Genomic DNA, 18,906 nt, shown 5'->3' with positions numbered 1-18,906 from the left:
AAGCCAAGTCTGTGTGACTTGGCTTTTTGGCTAGTAATTCAAATAGGTTTCAATCTCAGATTTTTGGATTTCTTTACCGTAGTGACAAATCGGGCAAGAAACGAAATAAGTTTTTCCGTAAGGAAAGAGTGGAATCCAGTAAAGAGTAAACTTACGTCCGTATTCTGTAATTTCCCAAGTATCAACATTGTTACAATGACCGCATTCGATAGTAGTCTGTGTATGTCCCAATACTTTTTGGTAACCTTTTGACCCCCAAAATAGAATCATTTTTACATCTCCTTATAGTTAATGGTGTTATTGTTTACTGAAATCGTAGTCTTTAACAATTTCGATACTATCGATAGTGATAGCAGTAGTTGGTTTATCTTTTTCGTCTTTTTCAGCCTTGGCAATTTTATCTACTACATCCATCCCATCAATGACTTGACCAAAGACGGGGTGTTTCCCATCGAGAGTAGGATTTCCACCTTCTTTATAGGCTTCGATAATTTTCTTAGGATAGCTACTTGTTGGAAGTTTAGCAGAATAATCTGTTGTACTTTGGTTGATAAAGAATTGGCTACCATTTGAATTTGGTTGACCAGTATTAGCCATTGATAAAGAACCACGGATATTATAGAGGTATGGAGAAATTTCGTTTTTGAAACCTGTTCCCTTGTCCTTGGTTTTGTCTTTATCGTGCCAGATAGATTCCCCACCTGTTCCATCTCCCTTAGGATCTCCAGTTTGTACCATAAATCCATCAATCACACGGTGGAAAGTCACACCATTGTAGTAACCTTCTTTAGCATGAGTAAGGAAGTTTTCAACTGCAAGAGGGGCTAGATTTGGAAAAAGTTTGATACGAATATCACCCAAACTTGTGTGAAGGATAGCTTCAGCTTCGTCTTCAGCTACTTCCTTAGAAAGTTGAGGGAAGTTAGCATTTTCATTTGTTAAGGCGTCTTTCAAATCCTTCTCTGCTTGGGTAGCAGCTTTAGAACTTTCTTCAGCAGCAATCTTAGAATCCACGTAATCGTCACCACGAAGTGTACGTTGAATGCTTGTACATCCACCAAGAGCAAATGTTGAAATGAGTAGTAGTGTAGCTAATTTTTTCATATTAGTCCTTTCAAAAATCATTTTTACCATTGTACCCTAAAAAGAAGTGGATTTCAAATGTAAATGGTCGGTATCCTTATAGGGCTCTGATAAAATAATGGAAGGAAGTTTCTACAGTCAAAAAAATCAACCAGTATTGGTTGATTAAAGATTCTTTTTAGGATGGCGGTCAATGATCGCTTGATGATCCTTGAGTGCTTGTTCACCTTTGGGAGTTAGTTTATAGCTACGAATCGAGAAGCAAGCAGCCAATTCTTCTTCTGAAAAATGGTCATGAAGAGCCTGATTCAGGTCAGAAGCCTTCATCTTGGAGAGCCCAGTAACACCCTTATTTTTAAGGATATTCTTTTTCATAGTAGCATTTAGATGGTCAAGCGAGTCAAAAGCAGTTTCGATAAGAGCATAGCCTTTTTCAACGAGCTTTTCTAGATGTTTTGGGGCATCAACGCCATATGTGTACTCGAAATATTTTGGAAACCAAGTTTCAGTGGTGAATGTTCCGAAGTTGATTCTCCAGAGAAGGATGATATCACCTGCAAGAAGATCGTCCTCTAGTAGTTCCATATTACGTTTTGGTACAGGTTTAGGATTTAGGAGCCAAGCTTCCACATCACGATTTGGAGAGATATAGGGTTTGACGGGATAGTCTTTATAGATGGTATCTAAAGTAGTACTCATAAGCTTTCTTTTTATATTTTTTCTTCTTAGTCTAACAAATTTCTAAAAAATTTAAAAATTTTAAACTCTGTCAAGTTTTTTTCTTGACACCTCTCAGAAATCTGATATAATAGAACATGTGCTAAATAGCTTAGCTATTTCACCGAAATAAAAAATAAAAGAAAAGAGATATTAAAAATGGCAGTTAAAATCCGTTTGACTCGTATGGGTTCTAAGAAAAAACCTTTCTACCGTATTAACGTAGCAGATTCACGTTCACCACGTGACGGACGTTTCATCGAAACAGTTGGAACTTACAACCCACTTGTTGAAGAAAACCAAGTAACTTTGAAAGAAGACCGTATTCTTGCATGGTTGGCTGATGGAGCTCAACCTTCAGATACAGTTCGCAACATCCTTTCAAAAGAAGGCGTTTTGAAGAAATTCCACGATTCTAAATTCTCAAAATAAGTTTAAAGTAGGTTGACAGATGGATACGATTGAAAATCTTATTATTGCAATTGTGAAACCTTTGATTTCACAACCAGATGCCCTAACTATCAAGATTGAAGATACACCAGAATTTTTGGAATATCATTTGGATCTTGACCAAAGCGATGTGGGTCGTGTAATCGGTCGTAAGGGTCGCACTATTTCTGCGATAAGAACGATTGTCTACTCTGTCCCAACTGAAGACAAAAAAGTAAGAATCGTTATTGACGAAAAATAAGAAAAGCGAGACATGGTCTCGTTTTTTTGTTAGAAAAAACAAGAATAAACTTCATCATTGCAGAATAATGATTCTTTTCTCCAACTTGAGAAAATCCCTATAACATGATAAAATAAAGGGAGAAATAGATACAGGAGATCAGATGAACTATTTTAACGTTGGGAAAATTGTCAACACTCAGGGTTTGCAAGGTGAGATGCGAGTCTTGTCAGTGACAGATTTTACTGAAGAACGCTTTAAAAAAGGGGCAGAACTTGCCTTATTTGATGATAAAGATCAATTTGTTCGAACAGTGGTCATCGCGAGCCACCGGAAGCATAAGAATTTCGATATTATCAAGTTTAAAGATATGTACCATATCAATGATATCGAAAAATACAAGGGTTATAGTCTAAAGGTTGCAGAGGAGAATCTCAATGATCTAGATGACGGCGAGTTTTACTACCACGAAATTATCGGCCTAGAGGTCTATGAGGGAGATAACTTGATTGGAACCATCAAGGAAATCCTTCAACCAGGTGCCAATGATGTCTGGGTAGTTAAACGAAAGGGTAAACGTGACCTACTCTTACCTTATATCCCACCAGTAGTGCTGAATGTGGATATTCCAAATAATCGTGTGGATGTAGAACTCTTAGAAGGGTTAGACGATGAAGATTGATATTTTAACCCTCTTTCCTGAAATGTTCTCACCCTTAGAGCATTCCATCGTTGGAAAGGCACGTGAAAAAGGACTCTTAGATATCCAATATCATAATTTTCGTGAATATGCGGAGAAGGCGCGTCATGTAGATGATGAACCCTATGGTGGTGGTCAAGGAATGTTGCTCCGAGCGCAACCCATCTTTGATGCCTTTGATGCCATTGAAAAAAAGAATCCGCGCGTGATTCTCTTAGACCCAGCTGGAAAACAGTTTGACCAAGCCTATGCGAAAGATTTAGCCAGGGAAGAAGAACTCATCTTTATCTGTGGTCACTACGAAGGGTATGATGAACGGATTAAGACCTTGGTGACGGATGAGATCTCGTTAGGAGATTATGTCCTGACTGGTGGAGAGCTAGCAGCAATGACCATGATTGATGCGACGGTTCGCTTGATTCCAGAAGTTATTGGAAAGGAAACTAGTCATCAAGATGACAGCTTCTCATCCGGTCTCTTGGAGTATCCTCAGTACACAAGACCATATGATTTTCGTGGTATGGTAGTCCCAGATGTTCTCATGAGTGGCCACCATGAAAATATCCGTCAATGGCGTCTCTATGAGAGTCTGAAGAAAACCTACCAACGCAGACCTGATTTGCTGGAACATTATCAGTTGACAGCAGAAGAAGAGAAAATGTTAGCAGAAATAAAAGAAAATAACAATTAAAAGGAGAAACCTATGCAAGTAATTAAACGTGATGGACAAGTCGCTGATTTTGATCCAGATAAAATCTACCAAGCTATTCTTAAAGCAGCTCAAACAGTCTATGTATTGACGGACGATTTGCGCCAAAACCTAGCTCAAGTGACTAAAAAGGTTGTTTTGGATTTGGAAGAAGCAAAAGTAGAGCGTGCAACCATCAGCATGATCCAATCAATGGTTGAACACCGCTTGCTTGGAGCAGGATACATTACCATCGCAGAACACTATATCTCTTATCGTTTGCAACGTGATTTGGAAAGAAGTGGGTATGGCGACCACATCGCGGTTCACCTACATTTTGAACAAATTCGTTAATAGAAAAAGAGTGAGATGATGAACTCATCTCACTCTTTCTTAAATCTTCTTTTTTGAGCAGTTTGGATAGTAGAAGGAACAAATGTTACTCTCCGGATATCCGATACTCGAATAATACGGCTGACGTTTTTGGCGAAATTTTTAACGATAATTTGTTGGCGGTCAGTATCATACTTGATAATATTGCCTGTAAAACTCGTTTCAGCAAAGATGATATGGACAGCCGTTTTTTTGGCTAGTGCTTCTTCAAGTCTAGCAATGAGGGGATCGCTTTTTTCAGGAATGGGATCTTCATGACCATTCACAAAATCATGGACTTTTTGTAAAGCTTGTTTCAAGAAATCTTTCATTCCGGCCTCCCTTCTTTTATTCATTATATAAAAATTTTATGAAATCTACAAGATTTTTCGAATTATCAATTGAGAACAAAAAGGAGAAGGACATGGCAGAATTTACTTTTGAAATTGAAGAACACTTACTCACTTTATCTGAAAACGATAAAGGATGGACCAAGGAAATCAATCGTGTCAGCTTTAATGGAGCTCCAGCAAAGTTTGACATTCGTAGCTGGAGTCCTGATCACACAAAGATGGGGAAAGGAATCACGCTCTCAAACGAGGAGTTCCAAGTGATGGTAGATGCCTTTAAAAATCAATAAGGGTTCATAGATAAATAAATAAAAAGAGACGGGAAGTAAATCCCGGCCTCTTTTTTATTTTTGTGAAAAGTAAGGTTGGCTACTAAGTCGTTGAAGGAGTGGTCGTCCGATAAAACTGATGGCAATAATTTTTGCAAGATCAGGAATAATAAAAGGAAGGACACCGACAGCGAGAGCCTTATCAATAGGCATACCAGCAAGGAAGTGGAGGCTGAGGATACCACCAACAAAAACAAGTGAATCCCCCAAGAGATTAGCTAGGAAAATACGTACAACACCACTATTTGTGTGAGTTAGGTAGGAAGTAATCCCTGCATAGACTAGGTCAAACCAAAGATAACCCGCGCTTGGACCAACCAGAACATGAAAACCAGCTCCACCACTAGCAAAGACTGGTAGTCCAATAGCACCTAGTAAGAGGTAAAGTCCAACAGAGAGAACAGCTTCCCTTGGTCTAAAAACAGTAGCAATGAGACCAATAGCAAAGTTTTGCAGAGTAAATGGAACAGGTCCAATTGGAATGCTAATTTGGGCTAATACTGCAATCAGAGCGGCCCCAATAGCAGGAATAGCATAGATGTGTGCTTTTTTCATAATAGTTAACCTCTTTTATAATTTATAGTAACTATTATACTGGAAGAGATATAAATGTCAACCTATTTTAAAAACAAAGGTTACAAACTTGTAACGGCCGATTGAGATAAAAAAAGAGACCAAGGGGTCTCTCTTTTCTTTTAACGCATCGTAACAAACTCTTCTGAACCAGTTGGATGGATAGCGACGGTAGCATCAAAGTCAGCTTTTGTAGCTCCCATTTTGATAGCAACTGCAAAACCTTGAATCATTTCGTCAACACCGTAGCCGATACCATGAAGACCAACTACCTTTTCATCGTCACCTGCTGTAACTAGCTTGAAGCGAGCTTCTTGACGGTGACTAGTCACTGATGAATACATAGAAGCAAATTTTGAAGTATAGACTTTGATGTTTTCTTGTCCATACTCTTTGATAGCTTCTTCCTCAGTCAGACCGACAGTTCCGATAGCTGGATGTGAAAAGACAACAGTTGGAATGGTTGTATAATCCATTTTAGCATTGGTTTTACCGTTGAAAAGTCTTTCGGATAAAGTACGACCAGCCTTGATAGCGACAGGAGTCAATTCTTTTTCACCTGTTACATCCCCAAGAGCGGAGATTCCGTCAACAACTGTGTTCTGGTATTCATCAACCTGGATGAAACCACGTTCATTGAGGGTGACACCAGCTTTTTCAAGTTGAAGTCCTTCAACGTTTGGACGGCGGCCTGTTGCCCAGATAACTTGACTGGCAGTATGAGTACTACCATCTTCAAAATGAATCCTAATGCCTTCTTCCGTTTTTTCAAGTTTTGCTGGAACCTTATGGGTGTGGAGGTTTAATCCAGTATTTTCCATTTCTTGAACCAAGCTCTCAACAATATAGCTATCAAATCCACGTAGCGGACGTTCACGACGTACAAATAGATCTGTCTTTACACCTAGTGTATGAAGAACGCCAGCCAGTTCGACAGCAATGTAACCAGCACCCAGAATAGCTACAGATTCAGGCAACTCTTCCCAGGCAAAGACATCATCAGAACTACCACCTAGTTCTGCACCAGGAATGGCAGGGATTTGAGGATGTGCACCAGTCGCAATCACGATGTGCTTAGCGCGGATTAACTCACCATTGACGCTGACTGTATGAGCATCAACGAACTCGGCGCGACCTTCAATCAAATCAACTCCGTTGCGCTTGAAGCTTCCATCGTAAGACGAGCGAGCACGGTCAATATAAGCTTCACGATTCTTACGAAGTGTTGTGTAATCAAATTCGTTGTCAGTGCTTGTGAAACCATAGTCAGGTCCATATTTGTGGATACTCTCTGCAATTTGTGCTCCATACCACATGATTTTCTTAGGAACGCACCCTATATTGACACAAGTTCCTCCTAATTTCTTTTCCTCAATAACTGCGGCTTTAGCACCATGTTCGCCAGCACGATTCATGGTAGCAATACCTCCGCTACCTCCACCGATGGCGATAATATCATATTCTCTCATTGAAAGCTCCTTTAGTTGTTTTCTAGTCATATTCTATCTTTTTTTGAAAGTCAATGCAAAAATCTGCTACGCTTAAATTTCTTAAGAAAATGCTTGCAAAAATAAAAAAGAAGTTGTATTATATAACTAACACAACAATAAAAGATTTAGCAAATGTTTTTGGATAGTTAGAAATAAATTGTCCATTTTTAAGATATGTGCTATAATTTTAATATATGCAATTAAAAAGGAGTATTGATATGAAAAGAAAGTCAAAAGCCAAGAAATGGCCTTTATTTACAGCTATCGGTGTTGCATCAGTTCTTGTAGTGGGAGCGGCTGCCGTTCTTCTATTAAGACAACCAAATCAAGCTGCAACAAAAGATGAAACTGCAAAGATTACTCTTGCAAAAGAGGGTTCAGTAGCTTCATCAGTTCTCTTATCCGGTACTGTGACGGCTCAGAATGAACAATATGTTTATTATGATGCTAGTAAGGGTGACTTGGATGAGGTCTTGGTTTCTGTAGGAGATAAGGTCAGCGAGGGGCAGGCACTAGTCAAGTATAGTAGTACAGAAGCCCAGGCTGCCTATGATGCTGCAAGCCGTGCTGTAGCTAAAGCTGACCGTCATATCAATGAATTAAACGATTCACGTAATACCGCCGCAGCAACACCAAGTATTCCTCAAGCAGGTCTAGAAGGAGCAACTGGACAAGCACCAGCTCAGTCATCCGGTTCTGCCACAGCTGCTATTGATTCTCAAATCAGCGATGCACGTGATGTGCGTGCAGATGCAGAAGCGCAACTCGAAAAAGCTCAAGCCCAATTGAATTCTGCTACTGTATTGAGTACTGTAGAGGGAACAGTTGTTGAAGTGAATCGTAATGTTTCAAAATCTCCAACAGGAAATAGTCAAGTTTTGGTTCATATCGTAAGTAACGATAACTTGCAGGTCAAGGGAGAGCTTTCTGAGTACAATCTTGCAAACCTTTCTGTTGGCCAAGAAGTCACCTTTACTTCTAAGGTCTATCCAGATAAAACTTGGAATGGTAAGATTAGCTATATTTCAAATTATCCAAAAAATAATAGTGAAGCAAGTAGTAGCTTAGCTGGTTCCAACACTGGTTCTAAATACCCATATACAGTCGATGTAACTAGCGAAATTGGTGATTTGAAACAGGGCTTTACAGTCAGTGTCGAAGTGAAAAGCACTAGCAAAGCATTGCTTGTACCGATTACCAGCATTGTGATGGAAGAAGATAAAAACTACGTTTGGATTCTTGACGAAAATCAAAAGGCCAAAAAAGTTGAAGTTGGATTGGGCAATGCAGATGCAGAAAACCAAGAAATTACATCTGGTCTGACAGATGGAGCAAAAGTCATCAGTAATCCGACAGCTTCCTTGCAAGAAGGAAAAGAGGTGAAGACTGATGAAGCAACTAATTAGCCTCAAAAATATCTGCCGTAGCTATCGTAATGGTGACCAAGAACTTCAAGTTCTTAAAAACATTAACCTAGAAGTTCATGAGGGAGAATTCGTGGCTATCATGGGACCATCTGGTTCTGGTAAGTCTACCCTCATGAATACCATTGGTATGCTAGATACACCTACAAGTGGTCAGTATTTTCTAGACGGAAAAGAAGTAGCTGGTTTGGGAGAAAAACAATTAGCAAAGGTTCGAAATCAAGAAATCGGCTTTGTCTTTCAACAATTCTTTCTCTTGTCCAAGATGAATGCTCTCCAGAATGTAGAACTTCCATTGATTTATGCGGGAGTTGCGGCTTCAAAACGTCGTAAATTAGCAGCAGAATATCTGGAAAAGGTTGAGTTGACAGAACGTAGCCATCACTTACCTTCGGAGTTGTCAGGTGGTCAGAAGCAAAGGGTTGCCATTGCGCGTGCTCTAGTCAACAATCCTTCAATCATTCTAGCAGACGAACCGACTGGGGCACTTGATACCAAAACAGGAAATCAAATCATGCAACTCTTGGTTGAATTAAATAAAGAAGGAAAAACCATTATCATGGTTACGCATGAGCCTGAAATTGCTGCCTATGCGAAACGTCAAATCGTCATCCGAGATGGTGTCATTTCGTCTGACAGTGTTCAAGTAGAAAAGGAGGAAAACTAAGATGCAGAATCTGAAATTTGCCTTTTCATCTATCATGGCCCACAAGATGCGCTCCTTCTTGACCATGATCGGTATTATCATAGGTGTTTCCTCTGTTGTAGTGATCATGGCTTTGGGAGATTCCATGTCTCGTCAGGTCAATAAAAATATGACCAAGTCCCAGAAAGACATCCATGTCTTTTTCTCACCTACAAAGAGTAAGGACGGTTCCTTTACACAAAGACAATCTGCATTGACCTTGTCTGGTGGTCAAGAAGAAAATTTTGTTGAACCACCAAAACCTCAAGAAGCATGGGTCAAGGAAGCTGCTAAGCTCAAGGGAGTGGATAGCTACTATGTGACCAACTCAGCCAATGTGACCTTGACATATAAGGATAAAAAGGTCGAACACGCTAACATGACGGGTGGGAATATCACCTATATGGATGCGGTCGAAAATGAAATCATTGCAGGTCGTGGCCTTAGAGCGCAAGATTATAAGGATTTCGCAAGTGTGATTATCCTAGATGAAGAACTAGCCAATAGCCTTTTTGGTTCCGCACAGGATGCCCTCAATCAGATTATTGAAGTAAACGAAATTAGTTACCGTGTTATTGGTGTTTATGCAAGTAAAGAAGCTAAGGCTGCCAAAGCCTTTGGAGTCGGAGGACTACCAATTACGACCAATATTTCTCTTGCAGCTAATTTTAATACAGATGAGATTTCAAATATTGTCTTCCGTGTCAATGATACTAGCTTAACCCAGACTTTGGGACCAGAGTTGGCAAGAAGAATGACAGAGATTGCAGGTCTTCAACAAGGGGAATATCAAGTTGCAGATGCGTCTGCTGCCTTCCAAGAAGTTCAACAACTATTTGGCTTCATAACAACGATTATTAGTGCTATTGCGGGGATTTCCCTTTTTGTCGGTGGTACTGGTGTTATGAATATTATGCTTGTTTCAGTGACAGAGCGTACTCGCGAGATTGGTCTACGAAAAGCACTGGGAGCTACACGGGCTAATATTCTGGTTCAATTTTTGATTGAATCCATGATTTTAACCTTGTTAGGAGGGTTCATCGGTCTTGTGCTGGCTGCAGGAGTGACCATGCTTGCGGGTGTCCTTCTTCAAAACATGATTGCAGGAATCGAAGTTGGCGTATCCATTCCAATTGCTCTCTTTAGTTTAGCTGTCTCAGCTGGCATCGGTATGATATTTGGTGTTCTACCAGCCAATAAAGCTTCTAAACTAGATCCTATCGAAGCCCTTCGATATGAATAAAATAAACAACAGGAAAAACAAGATGGACACTTGTCTATCTTGTTTTTTGTATGGATTTCCATTTCGAAAATCACTAAAAATATGATATAATGAAGTGTTAGAAAAACAGGTTTCATTAGCCTGGAAAGGAAATATTATGTCTGAAAAGAATTTTTATATTACAACACCGATTTACTATCCATCTGGTAAACTTCATATCGGTTCTGCCTACACTACCATCGCTTGTGATGTCTTAGCTCGCTACAAACGCCTTATGGGCTACGATGTCTTTTATTTGACAGGTCTGGATGAGCATGGTCAAAAGATTCAACAAAAAGCAGAAGAAGCTGGCATCACACCTCAAGCCTATGTTGATGGTATGGTAGTTGGCGTCAAAGAACTCTGGAAATTATTGGATATCTCATACGATAAATTTATCCGTACAACTGATGACTACCATGAAAAAGTAGTAGCTCAAGTCTTTGAACGCTTGCTTGCTCAAGATGATATTTACTTGGGTGAATACTCTGGTTGGTATTCAGTTTCAGATGAGGAATTCTTTACAGAAAGTCAACTTGCAGAAGTTTTCCGTGATGAAGCTGGAAATGTAACTGGTGGTATCGCTCCATCAGGCCACGAAGTGGAATGGGTTTCAGAAGAGTCTTACTTCCTTCGCCTCAGCAAATACCAAGATCGTTTAGTTGAATTTTTCAAATCACATCCTGATTTCATCACTCCTGATGGACGTCTCAATGAAATGTTGAAAAACTTTATCGAGCCTGGATTGGAAGACTTGGCGGTTTCTCGTACAACCTTTACCTGGGGTGTACCAGTCCCATCGAATCCAAAACACGTTGTCTATGTGTGGATTGATGCCCTTCTCAATTATGCGACAGCTCTTGGTTATGGTCAAGAGGATCATGCTAACTACGATAAATTCTGGAATGGAACTGTCTTCCATATGGTAGGAAAGGATATTCTTCGTTTCCACTCAATCTACTGGCCAATCCTTCTTATGATGTTGGATATCAAATTGCCTGATCGTTTGATTGCCCATGGTTGGTTTGTCATGAAAGATGGCAAGATGTCTAAGTCTAAAGGGAATGTCGTATATCCTGAAATGCTAGTAGAACGTTATGGTCTAGATCCGCTTCGTTACTACCTCATGCGTAGCCTTCCAGTTGGTTCAGACGGAACCTTCACTCCAGAGGACTATGTAGGTCGTATCAACTATGAATTGGCCAATGACCTTGGAAACCTTCTTAACCGCACGGTTTCAATGATTAACAAGTATTTTGATGGTAAAATTCCTGCCTACGTAGAAGGCGTGACAGACTTTGATAAGGCTCTTGCTGACGTTGCAGAACAATCAATCGCTGACTACCACACCTACATGGAAGCAGTTGACTACCCACGTGCGCTTGAAGCAGTCTGGACACTTATCTCACGTACTAATAAATACATCGATGAGACAGCTCCTTGGGTCTTGGCTAAGGACGAAGCACACCGTGACCAATTGGCAAGTGTGATGAGCCACTTGGCAGCTAGCCTTCGTGTCGTAGCTCACTTGATTGAGCCATTTATGATGGAAACCAGTCGTGCAGTCTTGACTCAACTTGGACTCGCAGAAGTTTCTAGCCTTGAAAACTTGAGCTTGGCTGATTTACCTGCAGGTGTAACGGTAGTTGCCAAAGGAACACCTATTTTCCCACGTCTCGATATGGAAGAAGAAATCGCCTATATCAAGGAACAAATGGAAGGTAACAAGCCAGCCGTCGAAAAAGAATGGAATCCAGATGAAGTTGAACTCAAACTGAACAAGGAAGAAATTAAGTTTGAAGACTTTGACAAGGTTGAAATCCGTGTTGCTGAAGTCAAAGAAGTTTCTAAAGTGGAAGGTTCTGATAAGTTGCTTCAATTCCGCTTGGCTGCTGGTGATGGTGAAGATCGTCAAATCCTCTCAGGAATTGCAAAATACTATCCAAACGAACAAGAATTGGTCGGGAAGAAAGTTCAAATCGTTGCTAACCTTAAACCACGTAAAATGATGAAAAAATATGTCAGCCAAGGGATGATCCTCTCAGCTGAACATGATGGCAAATTAACCCTTCTCACAGTTGATCCAGCTGTACCAAACGGAAGTGTGATTGGATAAGATTTAAAAGGACCAGTTTGAACTGGTTCTTTTCTTTTGTATGACGATAGTTGATAAAAGAGGCATTCTGCATTATAATGAAGAAAACGGAGGAAGAAGCCATGAAATACATCCCATTTGGTCAAGAGAAAAAAGAACTATCCGAAATCGTCCTTGGCATGATGCGAATCAGTGACAAGTCGGTCAAAGAAGTGGAGGAGTTGGTTGAGACAGCCCTATCTGTCGGAATCAATGCCTTTGACCTAGCTGATATCTATGGTGGAGGTCGTTGTGAAGAATTACTGGGTCAAGTGTTAAACAATCGTCCTGACCTGCGAGAAAAGATGTGGATACAATCCAAGTGTGGCATTCGCATAGAAGAATTTACCTATTTTGATTTTTCAAAAGACCATATTTTAGAGTCAGTTGATTGGATTCTACAACGATTGCAGGTCGATTATTTAGATAGCTTGCTTCTCCATCGTCCAGATGCCTTGATGGAAGCTGACCAAGTGGCTCAAGCCTTTGATATTCTACAAAAATCAGGTAAGGTTCGAGACTTTGGTGTGTCCAATCAAAATCCCATGATGATGGAATTACTGAAGAAAGAAGTCAAACAGCCCCTAGCGATCAATCAGTTACAACTAAGTGCAACTTTCACGCCTGGTTTTGACGCTGGTTTCCATGTCAATATGGAAGGTGACAAGGCAGCTGTGCGTGATGGTAGCGTCTTTGAATACTGCAAACTAAATGACATGGTCATTCAGGCTTGGTCAGTCTTGCAGTTTGGTTATTTCAAAGGTAATTTTGTTGGCAATAAACAATTCCAACAACTAAATCAAGTTCTAAATCGACTAGCCCTAAAATATGGAGTAAGCCCATCAGCTATTGCCATCGCTTGGGTGTTGCGTTACCCAGCTAGGATGCAAGCAGTAGTAGGAACTACAAACCCCAAACATCTATTAGAGGCAAGCAAAGCAAGTAACTTGACTCTAACACGAAAAGAATGGTATGAAATTTACCTAGCAGCAGGAAATGATTTACCGTAAGTGGAATTTGCAATTCAGAAATCACAGTCAAAAAGCCGTTGGAAAACGGTTTTTTGTTATAATTAAATTAAGATTCATAGATAACAAAGGAGAAAAACATGACATTTGAAGAAATTTTGCCTGGACTAAAGGCTAAGAAAAAATATGTACGTACTGGTTGGGGTGGAGCTGAGAACTATGTCCAGCTCTTTGATACCATTGAACAAAATGGTATCGCCCTTGAAGTGACACCCTATTTCCTCATCAACGTAACTGGTGAAGGGGAAGGTTTTTCTATGTGGAGCCCAACTCCTTGTGATGTCCTAGCGGCAGACTGGGTGGAAGTCCATGACTAGACGTGTATTGATTACGGGAGTAAGTTCAGGGATTGGTCTGGCACAAGCTCGTCTATTTTTAGAAAAAGGTTATCAGGTTTTCGGAGTGGATCAGGGTGAAAAGCCTGCCTTACAAGGCGACTTTCACTTTCTACAACGTGATTTAACGCTTGACTTGGAACCAATTTTTGACTGGTGCCCTCAAGTTGATATTCTGTGTAATACTGCCGGAATTTTGGATGACTACAAACCTTTACTAGAACAATCAGCCCAAGAAATTCAAGAGATTTTTGAAATCAACTATGTGACTCCAGTTGAGCTGACTCGACATTATTTGACACAAATGCTGGAGAATAAGAAGGGAATCATCATTAATATGTGTTCCATTGCTTCAAGTTTAGCTGGTGGAGGAGGCCACGCCTATACCTCGTCCAAACATGCCTTGGCAGGCTTTACCAAGCAGTTGGCTTTAGACTATGCTGAAGCTGGTATTCAAGTCTTTGGCATCGCGCCGGGAGCTGTCAAAACAGGCATGACCGCAGCGGACTTTGAACCAGGTGGCTTAGCAGACTGGGTAGCCAGTGAGACGCCCATCAAGCGCTGGATAGAGCCAGAAGAAGTGGCGGAAGTCAGCCTCTTTTTGGCCTGTGGGAAGGCGTCTGCCATGCAAGGACAGATCCTGACTATTGATGGTGGGTGGTCTTTGAAGTAGCATAGTTGGTATTCTGTGAATATGTGGAGGTAAACTATGAAAAGAGATGAGTTTGGATTTGTCTTGCCCAATCTCTACTATCAGTTTTTAACGGAGTGGGAAGAGATTGACCCCTATGAAATTGGAGATTCAGGCATCTGTTTGTATGCTAAGGAGGATCTTCAAGAGCGTAATGAGACTTATCAGATTGAGGAAGTAGAGCCAGATTACTTTATGATTGGACAGGAAGGAGATTTGGCTTACTTTATTAAGAAAAATGCAGATGATTGCATTTATGAAAATGACTTGGGTGCCTTAGGCTCTTTAGAAATGAAAAAAGTTGCTAAGAACGTCTATGAATTTATTGACAAGGTCTTGGAAGAAGAATTGTAGAAACTTGAAGGGAGTAATCATGTTTAGGATGCTTGATGAAGATTCACCGATTTCAAAAGAAGATCTTTTACAATTTGAGGAGATTCTTGGAAAGAAATTGCCAAAAACTATGATGGACTTTTATGTCAAGTACAATGGTGGCCAGCCCCAAGTAAGGGGCGTCCACGATGACCGTCACCTCTTTCCTTTTAATTCCTTTGATTCACTGGAGGAGATGAGGAAGTTTCTTACCTGGTTTGACGATGAGGTGGTTCCTGCGGGATTTAAGGCGGCAGACCTTCTTCATTTCGCCTATGATCCTGGTTCTGGCAACTATGCTCTTTCTCTAAGGGCAGAGGATTATGGCAAGGTTTATTTCTATGTCTTAGAAGAAACAGCTGAGATCTACGGTCAATGGGCTTCTTTTGAGGAATTTTTGAACTCTTTTGTTGAAGAGTGAGATTAAAAAGGAGAAGGGATGCGAAAATACCAAGAACTTTCACTAGAGCAGATAATTGAGCAGGTGCGCGTAGATCAATTAGTATCAGATGATTTTTGCCTCTATGGCAAGGAGGATGGAGAACTGGCACTAGCTAGGCTCTATTGGGTATCTGATTATCCGGATGTCGTGGAAGACTGTGATGTCTACCCGACGGATGTAGCAGAGCAAGATCTGCAACTAGTCTACTATGGAGAGCAGTTGATTGATGTTCTTGCAGCCGCACTTGAGGAAAAACCGAATGCAAGTCACCAAGACTTGGTCGATGCTTTAAATTATTATCAGCAGCATGATAGCTTTATGCCATTTGATGATTAGCTAGTCAGATTTGAGAACTAGCATCCGAAAGGAGGAAAGATAGTGATGAGAGAATATAAATTTGATATCCATAACGAGATATATGTGGCAATTCCAGAGGAAAAGGAAAAGGTCTGCCTTGCTTTAAGTGATTCTTTAGAGGTTATCAATGAGGAGTTGACTCCGTCTTATAAAGTAAAACTCGATAATCAACTGGATCAATCATCAGTATGGTATCCAAAAGCTTTGGAAAAAATTCAGGAGGAATTTCCAGAACTAGCGCACGCCAGACTCCTATCCATTTTTATCTTGTCTGAACAGACGGACATAGACCTGATTTTTGGTTTGGAATTTGGACTAAGAGAGGATTCGGAGCATGGTAGAGAACTTAAATTCTCCCTCGATAGTCTTGAAATTTTAGAATATGGTATAGGCGAAGTGGCATACTATTAGGTGTAGTCGATAACAAGAGAAGCACTAGAAGATGGAGCAGGATATGGTTGAGAAAGAATGGCGTTTTTATTCATCAGAGGATGATAGGGATTGGGTGATTTTATCAGACCGTGATAGGACTGAAACAAAAGAGGATATCCACTCTATCAATCAGAAAGAAGCCGTCATGCGAATGTATCGAAGACCGGGGGACTTTATCTCAGTGTCTTTGCTATCTGCTTCTTATGAAATAGACGATGTAACAGGGAAACTTGGACAAGAGCACGATTTCTATATAAAAATGGAATGCCTGCAAGATGGATGGGCCAGTATTAGTTCTCAAGTCTACAAAAAAGAGGAAGCAGTAACCTTAGCAAGCCTCTTTATGGGACTCAGAAAAGATGCGGCGATCAAGCTTTGGAAGTTGAAAAAATTGGGTGAAAAGAACCTAGGAGATCGGATAGAGAAATGACAGTTACTATCGATGAATTGGTGAAGGAGAACGGTTTTTGTGTGGTGCCTACAGAGGAGAAACCATTTAGTCTGGATGAGGCCCGTTTTAACCTTTTGGCATATTTAGAGGATTATTCTAAAATGGGATTTTCTTTTGTCAAAGCAGGCGACGAACTAGTCGAACTCAGGAGTGAGCAAGAAAGCTATAGACTTTTTGGCCAGTGTTTTTTAGGTGCCTTTATAATTGGAGAAGAGAAGCAAATCTTCTTGCTTTGCAATCAAGAAGGAAGGGAAGTTTTTCAAGAAGAGAGAATCTATGTCAATTCTTCCTTGCATACTTTTGTTTCCTCTTATTCGCTCTTTCTATCAAGCATCTTTCTTTTGAAAGCAAAGTTTTATGAGATTGAGCAAGAAGAAGTTGAAGAAATTGCAGCAAACTTGAAGGATCAAGTACTTGCCTTGGAAAAGCCCCTTGAACAAGAATTGCCCTTCTGGGAGCACATGGCCTATTTGATAGAAGACGATGGAATCGTTCTAAGAGATGATCTCTTTCATATCTTAAAGAAAGAGTAGTAGGAATGGAATTAATTATGGAGAAAAAATGCCCCAGATAAAGATTCGTGAGTGGAATGAAAAGCCAAGAACAAAACTTCGATTTATTAAAATTGGTGATATTTTTTGCTATCAATTTTCGGAGGAAATGTTTGTATTTGGTCAAATCCTTGGAAAAGTGAAGGTTGGTCATGTCATCCAATTTTTCGATATCTTTCAAGTAAGTCCTACTATAACAGTTGAGGAGCTAAGTCGTGCTCAATTTATAGGTAAGCCCATCATTGTAGACTCCTACACCTTGTTTGATCGAAGTCCAGTATGGTCTTGGCAGATAATTGGTCACCAAGCGGATTTTTATCCAAGCCCGTTTAAGAATTTAGCCTTTAAGTGGGGAGATCCAAATGGTCCTCGCTTTGGGAAGGTCTGGCTAGATGGTAGGCGGGAACCTAAGATTTTTTCTAGGGAAGAAGTTGAGGACCTAGACTGGGAAGCCTGTGTCGGAAGTATAGTTTATAACAGAATCTTGGAAGAAGAACTGGCAAGCAGAGGAAATAAAGGAGTTTGAGATGGACTATGTAGATGAGTTAACTTCAGGACGAACGCCCTTGGTAAAAAAGGCAGCGAAAAAAATTTTAAGAGGCAGACTAAAAGGATATGGACCATTCTTGCATCAGGCCTTGGAAGGGGAGATGGAAAAGCCTAAATCATGGGAAACACAAATGTACTTGCTCTACGCCATGGCCGCAACGGATTGCACAGAAGAAATCCCCTATCTCAAGTCATTACTGCTGATAGATATTCCAACCCCTGTAACCTATCGCTCTTTAGCAGTAGCGATTGCTTATCTAGAAAATTTAGAAACAGAGAATTTGTCTTTTGTTTATGAGTCCTTGGAATCGAATAATTTATTGCAAGCTGCAGGTGCTTGTGCAGCACTCTATCTGAGAAAGATTGTTCTGAAAGATGACGATTTTGAGAAAATCATGACCTTTATCACCAAGGATGTTTATTTGGAAAATATAAGAGGAACAATCGCTCCGTTTATGTTCATTTTGGCTACATCTTATCTATATCCAGAACAGAATCGCCAGAAAATTGTAGACTTTTCTCGTCAATTTAATGAAGTACATATAAATACGATCATTGAGGATGTATCCAAAGGAAAGGACGGCAGGAGGATTAGGCTATTCTAAGACCTACTTAAAGAGAGAAGCTGTCACTTCCTTAAAAAGCGAAACAATAACTTTTAAAAATAAGACTTATATTCATTTTTAAAAAGGAGTTCATACTGTGAAATGGTTTGAAAAAGCAGTGGGGAAGGAAAAAATTATTCATTTATTTGATGGTGATTTGGACTTGAATAATGTATTTCTTGATACTGTGTTATGTTATGATTACAAATTAGATCTTGTCCTTTATTTATATGATTTACCAACTAACTTCCCTGAAAAGTGGCAGAAAAGTTCATTCAATGCCATAAAAATTAATTTAGAGTTTTTTAATTTAGATGAAATCCATTTTTATTCCAAGGGTATTAATAAGGTGAAGGGACAACTGGAGCTGCTCTTTTTAGAGAATAAGGTTGAATTCAATTTTATAAACCAAAATGATGTGATGTTATCAGGATCTTCTGACCTTGTTAGAATTGCTGAGATTGGTCCTGTGAAGATTGATACTTAAAGATGAATTTCTAGCTTATTTGCGGTGATTCAGGATGATCAAACAATCCTCCATTGCTAGGAGGGACACCACGACTATGGGAAAATAGTGAAGGAAGAGCACAAACATTAGACCTTGACCTAAGGCTAAA

The 18,906-nt window shown here is 40.0% G+C and carries 28 protein-coding genes; 22 read left to right on the top strand and 6 right to left on the bottom strand.

Annotated features, from left to right (window positions below):
- Positions 1–30 precede the first annotated feature (30 nt).
- The 3 genes from ACWPVF_RS06100 to ACWPVF_RS06090 form a co-directional block, all read right to left on the bottom strand.
- Positions 31–270 (bottom strand): zinc-ribbon domain-containing protein, encoded by a 240-nt coding sequence (locus ACWPVF_RS06100; protein WP_080929480.1) that lies wholly within the window; start codon positions 268–270, stop codon positions 31–33.
- A 27-nt stretch (positions 271–297) separates the two neighbouring features.
- Positions 298–1,104, bottom strand: a complete 807-nt coding sequence (locus ACWPVF_RS06095) for a peptidylprolyl isomerase (RefSeq protein WP_414307536.1) — start codon at positions 1,102–1,104, stop codon at positions 298–300.
- Positions 1,105–1,248: 144 nt separating this feature from the next.
- Positions 1,249–1,782 (bottom strand): hypothetical protein, encoded by a 534-nt coding sequence (locus ACWPVF_RS06090; protein ID WP_414307535.1) that lies wholly within the window; start codon positions 1,780–1,782, stop codon positions 1,249–1,251.
- A gap of 177 nt (positions 1,783–1,959) precedes the next feature.
- Between ACWPVF_RS06090 and rpsP the strand changes: the two genes are divergently transcribed.
- From rpsP to ACWPVF_RS06065, 5 genes are all read left to right on the top strand, one after another.
- The gene (rpsP, locus tag ACWPVF_RS06085) at positions 1,960–2,232 is read left to right on the top strand and encodes a 30S ribosomal protein S16 (RefSeq protein ID WP_004253064.1); all 273 of its coding nucleotides are present in this window, start codon (positions 1,960–1,962) and stop codon (positions 2,230–2,232) included.
- 19 nt (positions 2,233–2,251) lie between these two features.
- Positions 2,252–2,491 (top strand): RNA-binding protein KphA, encoded by a 240-nt coding sequence (gene kphA, locus ACWPVF_RS06080; protein ID WP_000379617.1) that lies wholly within the window; start codon positions 2,252–2,254, stop codon positions 2,489–2,491.
- Between the two features lie 142 nt (positions 2,492–2,633).
- Positions 2,634–3,152, top strand: coding sequence for a ribosome maturation factor RimM (rimM, locus tag ACWPVF_RS06075; protein WP_006151226.1), 519 nt, complete (start codon positions 2,634–2,636; stop codon positions 3,150–3,152).
- Entirely contained in the window at positions 3,142–3,861 is a 720-nt protein-coding gene (gene trmD, locus ACWPVF_RS06070) for a tRNA (guanosine(37)-N1)-methyltransferase TrmD (RefSeq protein WP_414307534.1), read from the top strand. The genes rimM and trmD overlap by 11 nt, the downstream gene beginning before the upstream one ends.
- A gap of 12 nt (positions 3,862–3,873) precedes the next feature.
- On the top strand, positions 3,874–4,212 hold the full coding sequence (locus tag ACWPVF_RS06065) for an ATP cone domain-containing protein (RefSeq protein ID WP_004253071.1): 339 nt from the start codon (positions 3,874–3,876) through the stop codon (positions 4,210–4,212).
- A 29-nt stretch (positions 4,213–4,241) separates the two neighbouring features.
- Here the strand turns inward: ACWPVF_RS06065 and ACWPVF_RS06060 are convergent, their stop codons facing one another.
- Entirely contained in the window at positions 4,242–4,562 is a 321-nt protein-coding gene (locus ACWPVF_RS06060; RefSeq protein WP_414307533.1) for a hypothetical protein, read from the bottom strand.
- Positions 4,563–4,654: 92 nt separating this feature from the next.
- Here ACWPVF_RS06060 and ACWPVF_RS06055 point away from each other — a divergent pair, with 92 nt between their 5' ends.
- Positions 4,655–4,870, top strand: coding sequence for a YdbC family protein (locus ACWPVF_RS06055; protein ID WP_006151239.1), 216 nt, complete (start codon positions 4,655–4,657; stop codon positions 4,868–4,870).
- A gap of 54 nt (positions 4,871–4,924) precedes the next feature.
- Here ACWPVF_RS06055 and ACWPVF_RS06050 read toward each other — a convergent pair whose 3' ends face one another.
- Both ACWPVF_RS06050 and gor read right to left on the bottom strand, forming a co-directional pair.
- Positions 4,925–5,464: a biotin transporter BioY gene (locus ACWPVF_RS06050; RefSeq protein ID WP_414307532.1), complete on the bottom strand. Its 540-nt coding sequence runs from the start codon at positions 5,462–5,464 to the stop codon at positions 4,925–4,927.
- A 140-nt stretch (positions 5,465–5,604) separates the two neighbouring features.
- Positions 5,605–6,951, bottom strand: a complete 1,347-nt coding sequence (gene gor / locus ACWPVF_RS06045; protein ID WP_414307531.1) for a glutathione-disulfide reductase — start codon at positions 6,949–6,951, stop codon at positions 5,605–5,607.
- Positions 6,952–7,190: 239 nt separating this feature from the next.
- On the opposite strand from gor, the gene ACWPVF_RS06040 reads away from it, so the two are divergent.
- The 16 genes from ACWPVF_RS06040 (at position 7,191) to ACWPVF_RS05965 (ending at position 18,776) form a co-directional block, all read left to right on the top strand.
- A complete protein-coding gene (locus tag ACWPVF_RS06040) occupies positions 7,191–8,378 on the top strand; it encodes an efflux RND transporter periplasmic adaptor subunit (protein WP_045615205.1) in 1,188 nt (395 codons plus the stop codon).
- Positions 8,362–9,063, top strand: a complete 702-nt coding sequence (locus ACWPVF_RS06035) for an ABC transporter ATP-binding protein (protein WP_414307529.1) — start codon at positions 8,362–8,364, stop codon at positions 9,061–9,063. The genes ACWPVF_RS06040 and ACWPVF_RS06035 overlap by 17 nt, the downstream gene beginning before the upstream one ends.
- Before the next feature lies 1 nt (position 9,064).
- A complete protein-coding gene (locus tag ACWPVF_RS06030) occupies positions 9,065–10,324 on the top strand; it encodes an ABC transporter permease (protein WP_414307528.1) in 1,260 nt (419 codons plus the stop codon).
- A gap of 136 nt (positions 10,325–10,460) precedes the next feature.
- Positions 10,461–12,458 (top strand): methionine--tRNA ligase, encoded by a 1,998-nt coding sequence (gene metG, locus ACWPVF_RS06025; protein WP_414307527.1) that lies wholly within the window; start codon positions 10,461–10,463, stop codon positions 12,456–12,458.
- A gap of 101 nt (positions 12,459–12,559) precedes the next feature.
- Positions 12,560–13,486, top strand: coding sequence for an aldo/keto reductase (locus ACWPVF_RS06020; RefSeq protein WP_414307526.1), 927 nt, complete (start codon positions 12,560–12,562; stop codon positions 13,484–13,486).
- Positions 13,487–13,584: 98 nt separating this feature from the next.
- Complete coding sequence (locus ACWPVF_RS06015; RefSeq protein ID WP_045615194.1) at positions 13,585–13,821, top strand: DUF2829 domain-containing protein; 237 nt, start codon at positions 13,585–13,587, stop codon at positions 13,819–13,821.
- Positions 13,814–14,512 (top strand): 3-oxoacyl-ACP reductase, encoded by a 699-nt coding sequence (locus tag ACWPVF_RS06010; RefSeq protein WP_045615193.1) that lies wholly within the window; start codon positions 13,814–13,816, stop codon positions 14,510–14,512. The genes ACWPVF_RS06015 and ACWPVF_RS06010 overlap by 8 nt, the downstream gene beginning before the upstream one ends.
- 36 nt (positions 14,513–14,548) lie before the next feature.
- Entirely contained in the window at positions 14,549–14,884 is a 336-nt protein-coding gene (locus ACWPVF_RS06005; protein ID WP_045615191.1) for a hypothetical protein, read from the top strand.
- A gap of 19 nt (positions 14,885–14,903) precedes the next feature.
- A complete protein-coding gene (locus tag ACWPVF_RS06000) occupies positions 14,904–15,323 on the top strand; it encodes an SMI1/KNR4 family protein (RefSeq protein WP_045615189.1) in 420 nt (139 codons plus the stop codon).
- Positions 15,324–15,341: 18 nt separating this feature from the next.
- On the top strand, positions 15,342–15,680 hold the full coding sequence (locus ACWPVF_RS05995; RefSeq protein WP_045615187.1) for a DUF7716 domain-containing protein: 339 nt from the start codon (positions 15,342–15,344) through the stop codon (positions 15,678–15,680).
- Between the two features lie 45 nt (positions 15,681–15,725).
- The gene (locus tag ACWPVF_RS05990; protein ID WP_454385182.1) at positions 15,726–16,112 is read left to right on the top strand and encodes a hypothetical protein; all 387 of its coding nucleotides are present in this window, start codon (positions 15,726–15,728) and stop codon (positions 16,110–16,112) included.
- A 43-nt stretch (positions 16,113–16,155) separates the two neighbouring features.
- Positions 16,156–16,563, top strand: a complete 408-nt coding sequence (locus ACWPVF_RS05985) for a hypothetical protein (protein WP_454385179.1) — start codon at positions 16,156–16,158, stop codon at positions 16,561–16,563.
- Positions 16,560–17,117: an immunity protein gene (locus tag ACWPVF_RS05980; protein ID WP_454385177.1), complete on the top strand. Its 558-nt coding sequence runs from the start codon at positions 16,560–16,562 to the stop codon at positions 17,115–17,117. Before ACWPVF_RS05985 ends, ACWPVF_RS05980 begins: the two co-directional genes overlap by 4 nt.
- A 28-nt stretch (positions 17,118–17,145) precedes the next feature.
- Positions 17,146–17,661 carry an Imm26 family immunity protein gene (locus tag ACWPVF_RS05975; RefSeq protein WP_454385175.1) on the top strand — a complete coding sequence of 172 codons (516 nt, stop codon included), beginning with the start codon at positions 17,146–17,148 and terminating at the stop codon, positions 17,659–17,661.
- Position 17,662: 1 nt separating this feature from the next.
- The gene (locus ACWPVF_RS05970; RefSeq protein ID WP_223339163.1) at positions 17,663–18,289 is read left to right on the top strand and encodes a hypothetical protein; all 627 of its coding nucleotides are present in this window, start codon (positions 17,663–17,665) and stop codon (positions 18,287–18,289) included.
- Positions 18,290–18,386: 97 nt separating this feature from the next.
- Positions 18,387–18,776, top strand: a complete 390-nt coding sequence (locus ACWPVF_RS05965; protein WP_414307516.1) for an Imm50 family immunity protein — start codon at positions 18,387–18,389, stop codon at positions 18,774–18,776.
- The last annotated feature ends 130 nt before the right edge of the window (positions 18,777–18,906 follow it).

It is taken from the genome of Streptococcus sp. Marseille-Q7087 (assembly GCF_965111935.1).
Note: the sequence above shows the minus strand (reverse complement) of the source record. Positions and strands in the feature narration are given on the sequence as shown.